This is a genomic window from Vibrio marinisediminis, from assembly GCF_014050145.1.
GTDB lineage: Bacteria > Pseudomonadota > Gammaproteobacteria > Enterobacterales > Vibrionaceae > Vibrio > Vibrio marinisediminis.
In genome coordinates, this window is record NZ_JACFYF010000021.1 from 42,335 (window position 1) to 49,304 (window position 6,970).

The 6,970-nt window shown below is 41.6% G+C and carries 7 protein-coding genes and 1 riboswitch; of the genes, 5 read left to right on the forward strand and 2 right to left on the reverse strand.

The genetic code is table 11. The features are described from left to right. Positions 1 to 17: 17 nt before the first annotated feature. Both fabR and H2O73_RS19130 read left to right on the forward strand, forming a co-directional pair. Positions 18 to 659 carry an HTH-type transcriptional repressor FabR gene (fabR, locus tag H2O73_RS19125; protein WP_182110525.1) on the forward strand — a complete coding sequence of 214 codons (642 nt, stop codon included), beginning with the start codon at positions 18 to 20 and terminating at the stop codon, positions 657 to 659. After that, on the forward strand, positions 659 to 1,048 hold the full coding sequence (locus H2O73_RS19130) for a YijD family membrane protein (protein ID WP_182110526.1): 390 nt from the start codon (positions 659 to 661) through the stop codon (positions 1,046 to 1,048). The genes fabR and H2O73_RS19130 overlap by 1 nt, the downstream gene beginning before the upstream one ends. 68 nt (positions 1,049 to 1,116) lie before the next feature. Here the strand turns inward: H2O73_RS19130 and trmA are convergent, their stop codons facing one another. After that, complete coding sequence (trmA, locus tag H2O73_RS19135) at positions 1,117 to 2,223, reverse strand: tRNA (uridine(54)-C5)-methyltransferase TrmA (protein ID WP_182110527.1); 1,107 nt, start codon at positions 2,221 to 2,223, stop codon at positions 1,117 to 1,119. Positions 2,224 to 2,407: 184 nt separating this feature from the next. After that, a riboswitch (cobalamin riboswitch) is annotated at positions 2,408 to 2,608 on the forward strand. Positions 2,609 to 2,660: 52 nt separating this feature from the next. On the opposite strand from trmA, the gene H2O73_RS19140 reads away from it, so the two are divergent. From H2O73_RS19140 to murI, 3 genes are read left to right on the forward strand one after another with little or no spacing between them, the layout of a single operon-like run. Continuing rightward, positions 2,661 to 4,553, forward strand: coding sequence for a TonB-dependent receptor domain-containing protein (locus H2O73_RS19140; RefSeq protein ID WP_182110528.1), 1,893 nt, complete (start codon positions 2,661 to 2,663; stop codon positions 4,551 to 4,553). Between the two features lie 44 nt (positions 4,554 to 4,597). Further along, positions 4,598 to 5,284: a Dph6-related ATP pyrophosphatase gene (locus H2O73_RS19145; RefSeq protein ID WP_182110532.1), complete on the forward strand. Its 687-nt coding sequence runs from the start codon at positions 4,598 to 4,600 to the stop codon at positions 5,282 to 5,284. A 31-nt stretch (positions 5,285 to 5,315) separates the two neighbouring features. After that, positions 5,316 to 6,107, forward strand: a complete 792-nt coding sequence (gene murI, locus H2O73_RS19150) for a glutamate racemase (RefSeq protein WP_182110529.1) — start codon at positions 5,316 to 5,318, stop codon at positions 6,105 to 6,107. Here the strand turns inward: murI and H2O73_RS19155 are convergent. Next, positions 6,073 to 6,522 carry an RNA recognition motif domain-containing protein gene (locus H2O73_RS19155; RefSeq protein ID WP_182110530.1) on the reverse strand — a complete coding sequence of 150 codons (450 nt, stop codon included), beginning with the start codon at positions 6,520 to 6,522 and terminating at the stop codon, positions 6,073 to 6,075. The two genes, murI and H2O73_RS19155, sit on opposite strands and share 35 nt — an antisense overlap. Positions 6,523 to 6,970 lie beyond the last annotated feature (448 nt).

Sequence of the window (6,970 nt, forward strand, 5' to 3'; positions counted from 1 at the left end):
AAGTAGAAAATTAGAAAATGAAAACCATGGGAATTCGCGCACAGCAAAAAGAGAAAACGCGTCGCTCACTTGTCGATGCGGCATTCAGCCAATTGAGTGCAGATCGAAGCTTTTCTAATTTGAGTCTTCGAGAAGTCGCGCGTGAAGCGGGAATCGCGCCTACCTCATTTTATCGTCACTTTAAAGATATGGATGAGCTAGGATTAACCATGGTAGATGAAGGTGGCTTGTTGCTGCGTCAATTGATGCGCCAGGCTCGACAGCGGATTGTCAAAGAAGGTAGCGTGATTCGCACCTCTGTGGAAACCTTTATGGAATTCATAGAAAGTAGTCCTAACGTTTTTCGATTGTTGTTACGTGAACGCTCAGGAACCTCATTTGCTTTTCGTACCGCGGTTGCGCGTGAAATTCAACATTTTGCGGCAGAGTTAACCGAGTTCCTGATCAGTACCGGAATGACCCGCGATGAAGCCTTCACCCAAGCAGAAGCGTCCGTCACATTAGTATTTAGCTCAGGCGCAGAAGCTTTAGATCTCGATCGACGTGAGCGTGAAATTTTGGCTGAACGTTTGATCATGCAGTTGCGAATGATAGCCAAAGGGGCTTATTGGTATCGCAAAGAACGTGAACGTAACCGACTAAAAGGCGGGATAGATTAATGTCTAATGAAAATAATCCAATTAATCGTGGCTCGGAAAAAAAGACACTGGTTCTGGCTTTAATTGCTGGTATGTGTGGTGATGCATTGCTTTCATGGTTAACCATGAGTGAAGTAGGCTTCTCTATTTTTCCTATCATAGCGCTAGTATTGGCAGTTCAAACGCTATACAAAGAGTACCTAAGCAACCCAGTATCAGAAGATATCCCTCTTATTGGTCTGGCGTGTTTCTTTGTTGGGGCATTTGGACATTCAGCATTCCTAAAAGCACAATATCCAGAATCAGGCTCAAACTTCTTCGCCATTATGGTATCTATGCTATTAATGCTTTGGATTGGTAAGAAGCTTGGCTATATGTCGAAGTCAAAAGAAGACGCAGCCGCAGAGTAATGAAACAAAAGTAATCAAATAAAGAACGAGCCAATTGGCTCGTTTTTTCTATTTGGGCAGATAGAGAACTATTTGCGCTCTAACATCACACCAGCTTCCATATGGTGGGTGTATGGGAATTGGTCAAACAATGCAAAGCGTGTCACTTTGTGGGTCTCACACAACACGTCTAGGTTTTCTTTTAGTGTTTCTGGGTTACATGAGATGTATAGAATACGTTCGTAACCTTGCACCATCTTACAAGTATCAATATCCATGCCTGAACGTGGTGGATCAACAAAGATGGTATTGCAGTTGTAACTGTTCAAGTCGATACCCGCGTCTTTCAAGCGGCGGAACTCGCGTTTACCCTCTATCGCTTGAGTAAACTCTTCCGCAGACAAACGGATGATTTGCACGTTTTCAATCTTGTTTGCAGCAATGTTGTATTGTGCTGATTCTACTGATGGTTTTGCCAGTTCAGTTGCCAGTACGCGATTGAAGTTTTGAGCAAGAGCCAGTGAGAAATTACCGTTACCACAGTAAAGCTCAAGCAAATCACCTTGGCTTTCTTGTGTGCAGTCGACAGCCCACTCCAGCATTTTTGTTGCCACTTTTGCATTTGGTTGAGTAAAGCTGTTTTCTACTTGTTGGTAGATGTATGGCTTGCCATTGACATCAATCTTCTCTACCACGTAGTCACGGTCAAGCACGACTTTCATCTTACGTGCACGACCAATTAAGTTAAGGTTAAAACCTTCATCGTTTAGGCGTTGCTTGAGTGCTTTTGCTTCATCAATCCAAGCTTCGTCTAGTTGACGGTGGTAAAGCAGAGAAACCAGAATCTCACCACTTAGCGTTGATAAGAAGTCAACTTGGAATAGTTTACGACGCAGTGAGTCATTGTCTTTCATCGCTTCAATAAGCAGTGGCATCAAATCATTAATGAGACGGCTGGCCGCAGGGAATTGATCTACACGGTACTTTTCACGAGTTTCTTGGTTGAACATGATGTAGTACATCTCTTCGCCTTCATGCCAAACGCGAAACTCTGCACGCATACGGTAGTGTTGCTCTGGAGATTCAAACACTTCCAACTCTGGCACATTGTATTGAGCAAACATCTCGTTAAGACGTTCAACTTTCTCAGCCAGCTGCTGTTGATAGTGCTGTGGATTTACATCAAGAGTCGCCATAGTAATAACCTTTGTATGGTGCATTTTATTTAAGAGCGCAGATTTTATTCGATATTAGCTATATGTCCAGTTTAGAAAGAATATGTGTAAAAGATAAGGTGTCAAAACGAAGTTATGCATCCGTCATTTGTTAACAAATGATTTCAGTATCAGATATTTGCTGGACAAATAATCAATAGCTTAATACCATCGTCGCGTAGCTGGTGCTATCTAGAAGTATAGATGGCTGAATAGGGAATCTGGTTAGAATCCAGAACTGACGCGCAGCGGTAATAGAGAACGAACGCTCAAAAGACACTGCACCTAGATTGATGTGGGAAGTCGAGCAAGTAGATGAAGATGCAAAGCTCTTAAGTCCGAATACCTGCCAGCAGCTGAGCCACACTGGAAGCAATCGCTTCATGCTCAGTAGGATTTACGCGATTTAGGATTATAAAATGAACCGATCAATTTTAGCTGTGACCGTAGCGTCGCTGCTTTCTTACGCCCCTTATTCCCTAGCTCAGCAAGCTGATGAGACAATGGTTGTTACCGCCAACCGTTTTGAGCAGCCTAAGTCTTCGGTAATTGCGTCTGCGGATGTAATTACCAAACAACAAATTGAACAGTTACAGCTTAAGACTTTAACGGAAGCTCTAAAGTGGTTGCCAGGAGTTCAAGTTACCAATAATGGTGGGCAAGGGCAATCAAGTGACGTATATATTCGTGGTAACTCTTCTAGTCATATAATTGTATTACTTAATGGCGTACGTATAGGTAGCTCAACACTAGGCAGTGCGAACTTTACTGCAATTCCTTTGACCGGTGTTGAGAAAATAGAGTTAGTTCGAGGTGCTCGTGCTGCTATTTATGGTGCGGATGCGATTGGTGGTGTAATTAACATTGTGACAGATGTAGATAACAGTGGTGAAAACAGCGCACAAGCCAATGTTGGATTCGGTAGTGATGGGTATAAACAAGCAAATGCTGGTGGCTATACGCGCATCGGTGATAGTGGCTGGTTTAAAGTTGGTGTCAATGCAGAAGGAGCTGATGGGTTTGATGCTACAGATGAAACATACACACCATCACAGCCTGATAAAGATGGATTTGAGCGTTATGACTTATCATTAGAAATTGGTTCAAAGTTAAATGATAATTGGCAGGGTCGTTTAAGTGGCTTTTACCATGACTCACGAAGTGAGTACGATGCTTACATTGATTATGATTCATCATTTAATGAGTATGTATCACCTAATAAGCAAAAAAGTAAGTTATTAAATGTTGCAGGGCAGCTAGAGTACTCTAGTGCTAGTTGGTTCTCATCTATTACAGTGGCACAGAATCGTGATGAATCAGTCCAGTTGAATGGTGAATTTCCGGGTAGCACCATCGTGACAGATCGTTTTGTGGCAAGTTGGTTAGCATCTTATGAGATTGATGATTTCTTTAAGCTACTGGGAGGATTAGAGTATCTTAAAGACTCTGTATCAGACTCAATTCTATATAGTGTTTGGGATAGTGAGTTCCAAAGTTACGATGATGAAGATCGCAAGAATCTAGCAGGCTATATTTCTTCTATTGCTCAATTTGGTCAGCTAGATCTAGAAGCAAGCCTCCGTCATGATGATAATGACGCATATGGTGAATATACCACCTGGCAACTTGGAGCGGCTTACAATGTAAGTCAATCTTTTCGATTGATTTCATCAGCAGGTACAGCATTTAAAACGCCTACATACAATGACTTGTATTGGCCTGAGTATGGTAATCCAGAACTTAAGCCTGAAGAGTCATTTGGCTATGAGGCTGGTTTTGAGGCTTACTCTGACTATGTTGATGTGAGAGTTGTTGGTTACCGAAGTGAAATTGATAACCTAATTTCGTATCAAGGAAGAGGCGTAGATTTAGAAAGCTCGAACGCGGTTATCAAAGGTGTGGAAATCAGCGCAAGTTTTGATACAGGACCATTTAGCCATTTCGTATCAGTTGATCTTCTTGATTTTGATAATCCGGTTAACGTAGCTGGTTCTGGACAACCTGCACAAATTGAATCTAAAAAGCTAAATCGACGAGCGGAAGAAGTCTATAAATGGTTAGTTAGCTATGCATGCAATGATTTCCAAGCTGATTTAGCTTACATGTATCAAGGCGAAAGATTCGATGATACAAAAAATCTAACGAAGTTGGATTCCTATAGTTTAGTTGACATATCTCTATCCTACGACGTAACAGAACAGCTTAAAATGCAGGCTAAGGTTTCAAATTTGTTTGATGAAGATTATGAAACAGTCGCGACGTATAATACGCAGGAACGTGCTTACTATTTAAATGCTCATTATAAATTTTAACCACGAAAACCGCCTTCGGGCGGTTTTTACTTTCTGAGATAAAAATTTTGAAAAACATCATTGTCAGTTGGTCTTCTGGTAAAGACTCAACGCTCACTCTAGAGCGCTTGATGGAAAGCGATGAATACAATGTAGTCGGTTTGTTTACCACTTATCTTGAAGACGAAGTTCCTTTTCAAGCCACGCCGATAGAAGTGGTTGAGATGCAAGCTGAACTGTTAGGGTTTCCTCTTGTTAAAATCGCTCTACCGGAAGTATTTCCAAGCAACGAGTTATACCAATCCTTAGTTGTAAATGGCTTAAAATCGTCGAACCTTGATTTTGAGTATGTGGCATTTGGTGACATGTTCTGTAATGGCATTGCCGATTACCGTCGTAGCTATATTGAATCAGCAGGGTGGCAATGTGTTTTTCCTCTTATGGGAGAAGCAAGTAATAAGCTTGCAAACGAAATCTTGTCGCGAGGAATTATCACTATGTTAGTGACAGCAGATGGCGATCGAATCTCTCGAGATCTTTGTGGACGTTGGTATGACGAACAGTTGTTGCAAGAGCTACCGAAAGAGGCTGACCCATGTGGTGAGCATGGCGAATTCCATACACTAGTCACTGAAACTCGCAGTTTTAACGGCAAGCTAGAATTACAACTAACCTATATAGAGCATGGTAAGCGATTTTCTCATCAAAGGTATCAAGCCAAATCATTGCTAAAACCAAATCGCAGGGTATGATTTGCCTCATATTCATTACGGGAAAAGTTAAGTGTCTCAACAACCCAAAGTTCTGATTTTTGATTCTGGTGTCGGCGGGCTGTCAGTCTATCAAGAGATTGAAGCGCGCTTGCCACAATTAGATTATTACTATCTGTTTGACAACGCCGCTTACCCCTACGGGGAATTAAATCGCCAAACGTTGATTGAACGAGTGGATTCACTGGTCTCAAGTATGGTTGCGAAACACCAGATTGATTTAGTGGTGATTGCCTGTAATACAGCAAGCACCATTGTATTGCCTTCTCTACGCTCACTATTGACGATTCCTGTCGTTGGAGTTGTACCTGCGATTAAGCCTGCCTCGAACCTTGCGCATAAAGCGGTTGGGCTGATAGCCACACCCGCAACGGTAAAAAGAGAATACACTCACGAACTGATCAGAGACTTTTCGCAGAATAAACCTGTTGAATTGCTTGGGCTAACGCGTTTGGTGGATATTGCGGAAGAGAAGTTAAGAGGGCTTCCCGTATCACTTGAAGAATTACATCAGCTGTTAGCGCCTATTGCGAATAAAGTGGACGTTGCTGTTTTAGGCTGTACTCACTTTCCTCTTATAAAAGAAGAAATACAATCAGTGCTTGGAGAGCAGGTGCTGCTGGTGGATTCGGGAGAGGCGATAGCTCGTCGAGTACAAGAACTACTGAGCATCGAAAAAAGTAATAATATAGAGGGAATAAAAGAAATCTATTCCAGCGCAACTCCTTGGCAAGAAGAAGCGCTGAATATAGCGTTAGCTAAGTTAGGGTTTAATCCAGTTCGTCCCTTTCATCTAGAGCTTTAGGTTCATTAGCAATACGTACTTTTAGTGTACGCTGCATATAATCCTTCTCATTTAGGGCTGCAATGGCAGTTTCTGCATCAGAGGCTGCCATTACGACAAAACCAAATCCACGTCTTTTACCTGTACGTTTGTCTTTCATTAGGCGAACTGCAAACACTTCACCATGTTTAGCAAACAACTCTTTTACGTGAGACTCATTTGCTTTGTAGGGTAAGTTGCCCACATAAAGCGTTTTAGTCGCAGGATCATTTAGAGGCGTTGTATCAATTGTTGCGCTAGAAAATTTCAAAACAAAAGCGGAAGCAACAACACCAACAACAAAGCTAATGGCGGGGGAGAGATCTACCTGAGAAAAGACAATACCGCCGAGTACTGCCAAGGCAATGATCATAACTATTGATTTATTTGAACTCATAATCAGAATACTACTTCTAGGTCAGAGAAAATTAGATGCCTACTTTTAACAAAATAGACACATGGATCTTACGTCTATAGCGGCTCTTTTTCCAATATATTGATGTGACATGACTCAAATGTTGATATTTTATACTATTTTTAAAGATTTGCTGCCTTTTTAGGCAAACAAAATCTATTTATCAAAAAACACTTGTCATGTTCTCAAAGCTCCCTATAATGCCGCCTCACTGACACGGAACGAGACGTAAGTCACGATTCGAAGAAAGTGAGAGAGAAAAGAAAGTTTATTAAAACGCTTGACTCTCAAAGCGGGAAGCGTAAGATACGCACCCCTAGCAACGAAGCGCTGAGCGCCTAGCTTGTTAGAAAATGCTCTTTAAAAATATAAACCTATCAATCTGTGTGGGCACTCGTTGATGATAATCCAATAAGTTGTTACTTAGGTA

What these genes read in the sequence shown, in the direction of transcription:
- fabR (WP_182110525.1), top strand. Translation starts at nt 18, where the DNA reads ATGAAAACCATGGGAATTCGCGCACAGCAAAAAGAGAAAACGCGTCGC.
- H2O73_RS19130 (WP_182110526.1), top strand. Translation starts at nt 659, where the DNA reads ATGTCTAATGAAAATAATCCAATTAATCGTGGCTCGGAAAAAAAGACA.
- trmA (WP_182110527.1), bottom strand. Translation starts at nt 2,223, where the DNA reads ATGGCGACTCTTGATGTAAATCCACAGCACTATCAACAGCAGCTGGCT.
- H2O73_RS19140 (WP_182110528.1), top strand. Translation starts at nt 2,661, where the DNA reads ATGAACCGATCAATTTTAGCTGTGACCGTAGCGTCGCTGCTTTCTTAC.
- H2O73_RS19155 (WP_182110530.1), bottom strand. Translation starts at nt 6,522, where the DNA reads ATGAGTTCAAATAAATCAATAGTTATGATCATTGCCTTGGCAGTACTC.